The sequence below is a fragment of the Actinosynnema sp. genome (assembly GCF_052038725.1).
In genome coordinates, this window is the sequence record NZ_JBQGCX010000672.1 from 1 (window position 1) to 3,120 (window position 3,120).

Below are 3,120 nucleotides of genomic sequence, written 5' to 3' on the forward strand. Positions count from 1 at the left end.
TGATCCGCTGGGCGATGGTCGGCTCGGGCAGCTGGTAGACGTTCGCGATCCGCGCGGTGCTCAGCCCGGCCACCGCCCTGAGGGTCAGCGCGACCTGGCCCGAGCGGGGCAGGCCGGGGTGGCAGCACATCAGGAGCACCAGCAGCGAGTCGTCGTCCTGCCCGGCCCGCGGCGGCTCCGGGGCGAGCAGGGCCGCGCGCGCCTCGCGCGAGCGCCGCCTGGCGTCCCCGCGCGCGAGGTCGGCGTACCGGCGGCGGGTCACCGCGACGAGCCAGGCCAGCGGGTCGTCGGGGAAGCGCTCGGGCCACTGGCGGTGCGCCTGGAGCAGCGCCTCCTGGACGGCGTCCTCGCACAGGTCGAACCCGGCGCGGCCGTGCGCGCGCAGCAGGGCCGCGAGGGCCCGCGGCGCGAGGTCGCGCCACAGGCCCTCGGCCACCGGGGTTCCGGCGCTCACGCGTCCCCGAAGTCGGAGAACATCACCGGGCGCAGTTCGAGGGCCAGGCCGGGGACGCGCGCGTCCGGGATGCGCTTGGCCAGCTCGACGGCCCTGGCCTCGTCCTCGACGTCGACCAGGTAGTAGCCGCCCAGGAACTCCTTGCTCTCGGCGAACGGGCCGTCCGTCACCTCGGGCCCGTCGACGCCCGCGCGGATCACCTTGGACCGGCTCCGGTCGGCCAGCGCCTGGGTGCCGACGAACTCGCCGCTGGCCTTGGTCTCGGCCATGAACGCGGCGTGCCCCTCCTGGATCTCCCGCTGCTGCTCCTCGGTGAGCTGCTCCAGCACCGCCGAGTCGATCTGCATCATGATGAGGTACTTCACCGTTCGGCCTCCTCGTGGCGGACCACCCGTGCGGCAGTCCACCACGAGGTCGCCGCCGCACCGCCGGGCACGACACCTCGGGCCGAAAGATTTCCGCTCAGCAGTTCCGCACGCCGGTGACGATCCCCCACACCACCCCGTACCGCTGCCACGAGGGCGCGGCGGGCATGTGCCAGCTGGAGCCGCCGACGAAGTACATGGTCGAGCGGGTGCCGGGGGTCTGGTTGTCCTGCCAGGAGCCGACGCTCAACCACGGGACGTGCTGCCACGCGCAGGAGTACAGGGCGAGGCTGGAGCCCTGGCCGTCCTCGCGCTCGTAGGCGCAGAACCAGCCGAAGTCGACCCACCCGTTGCGGCAGTGGTCGACCTGCCCCGCCAGCGACCGCGAGCGCTCCTCGCCGGGCACCACGACGGTCAGCACCGCCCCGTCGCGCTCGACCCGGTTCGGCGCCACCTGTCTGCCGCCCCACCGGGCCAGGTAGCCGTCCACCTCGTCCTGCAAGCGGGTGCTCTGCTGCGCGCTCAGCCCGGACGCCCTGGCCTGGGCCGCGAACCCGGACGCCGCCGAGGCGGCGGGCGCGGCGCCCAACCCCAGCAGCAGCAGGAGAACACCGACGACCGCGAACCTGCTCCTCGGTACCACCGCACCCCCAACCGGAGGGCGACGGCCGGGGCCGCCGCCGCTAGCGAGGACGGCACCGCTGGTGGCGCCGGCAATTCGGACCGTAGCAAGCAGCGGAGGGCTACGTGGTGACACCTTCAGGTGTACATCCATTGCGACTGAATGGATTACCGCACCGAGGTCAGACGCCGGAGCGCAGTTGGCCGCGCAGCGCGCCGTCGGGGAAGTCCTCGTCGTGGACGGTGACGTGGAAGCGCTCCGGGAAGTCCTCGATCTCGCGCACCAGCTCGACGTCCAGGGTGAAGCAGCGGGTGAACAGCGCCTCCCCGCGCGGCGGCTCCAGCGACAGCAGCAGCGGCCCGTTCCGCCCCTCCGCGCCCCGCCGCAGCTGGACGTCGGTGGGCGGCAGCACGCGGCGCAGGTTCACCGTCGCGCACAGCTCGCCCTCGGCGGAGTCGTCGCGCAGGCGCAGCTTCGCGCTGCCGTCGCCGTCCTCGTCGCCGGGTCCGGGCACCACGTCGGCGCCCACGAGGTCGGCCCGGCGGTGCGTCCACCCGGCGTCGGCCTGGGCGGCCCCGAGCGGCGCCAGCGCGGTCAGCGCCAGTGCCAGCGCCGCCGGGGCGGCCAGTCTGCTGGAGAGAGCCACAACGTCCTCCACGGGTAGGGGGCTTTCCGGTCTGCCGAAGCTAGACCGTTCGGCGCAACCGGTTCACCCCCTACACCCGTGCGGGTGAGGTCACCAGACCAGGCTCAGGTCCACGTCGGCGGCCCGCACGTACGCGACCCGGTGCCCGAGGAAGACCTGGTGGTACCGGTCCTGCCCGCTGACCACCACGCGCGGCCCGTCCCAGGTCTGCGCGAAGTAGTAGTCCACCGGCGGGTCGACGTCGCCGACCGCGTAGCGCTGCCCGGCGGGCATCGCGTACTGGAGCGGCAGCACCGGCTGCGGCGGCACGCCGGTGCCCGCGTACGCCGCCTGTTCGGGGTACGCGCGGCCGTAGACGGGGACCTGGGCCAGGCCCGGTTTGGGCGTCACCACCAGCGCCGGACCCGACGGGCGGCCGGGCCGGGGCGCGGGGGTGCGGAACCAGGACTTCTGCCCGAGGTACCAGATCGCGGTCCACCCGCCGCGCCGCTCGGCGACCGCGAACCGCTGCCCGGCGTCGATCCTGGCCCCGATGTCGCTGACCGCGCGGGTGCTGGGCGAGCCGTCCGGGCGCAGGCCGACGTCCGCGACGAGCGGGGCGTCGTCGGAGGGCTCGGTGTGCAGCAGCAGCGAGGTGGAGCCGCGCGACGGGCAGTCGACGCCCGCGCTCTCGCACCCGGTGAAGCGCGGCCGGTTGGCGGCGAAGTCCGGGTTGGGCACGACGGTGCCGGAGTGCGGGGCGCCCCACGTGGGCAGCGGCGCGCCGAGCAGGTCGAAGTAGTGCGACCAGTCCCAGTAGGGACCGGGGTCCCAGTGCATCCCGGCGACGGTTCCGGGCGTGGTGCCGGGGACGTTGTCGTGGCCGAGGATGTGCGCGCGGTCGAGCGGGACGTCGTACCGGTCGGCCAGGTAGCGCACCAGGCGGGCCGAGTTGCGGTACATGGCCTCGGTGTACCAGCTGCCCTGCGCCGCGTAGCCCTCGTGCTCGATGCCGATGGCGTGCGAGTTCACGAACCAGTTGCCCGCGTGCCAG

4 protein-coding genes and 1 pseudogene are annotated in these 3,120 nt (G+C 74.3%); all 5 read right to left on the reverse strand.

Features of this window, described 5'->3' with window-relative positions; translation table 11 throughout:
- Window positions 1-454 (reverse strand): annotated as a pseudogene (locus ACTUAL_RS14100) (RNA polymerase sigma factor); the annotation flags it as partial.
- Window positions 451-819: a YciI family protein gene (locus tag ACTUAL_RS14105; protein WP_096492970.1), complete on the reverse strand. Its 369-nt coding sequence runs from the start codon at window positions 817-819 to the stop codon at window positions 451-453. The gene ACTUAL_RS14105 and the pseudogene ACTUAL_RS14100, both read right to left, overlap by 4 nt.
- A gap of 97 nt (window positions 820-916) precedes the next feature.
- Window positions 917-1,462, reverse strand: a complete 546-nt coding sequence (locus tag ACTUAL_RS14110; RefSeq protein ID WP_440900558.1) for a hypothetical protein — start codon at window positions 1,460-1,462, stop codon at window positions 917-919.
- 160 nt (window positions 1,463-1,622) lie between these two features.
- A complete protein-coding gene (locus tag ACTUAL_RS14115) occupies window positions 1,623-2,087 on the reverse strand; it encodes a CHRD domain-containing protein (protein ID WP_157767616.1) in 465 nt (154 codons plus the stop codon).
- A 90-nt stretch (window positions 2,088-2,177) separates the two neighbouring features.
- Window positions 2,178-3,120: N-acetylmuramoyl-L-alanine amidase (locus ACTUAL_RS14120; RefSeq protein ID WP_440900559.1), on the reverse strand; the 943-nt coding region annotated here is incomplete at its 5' end.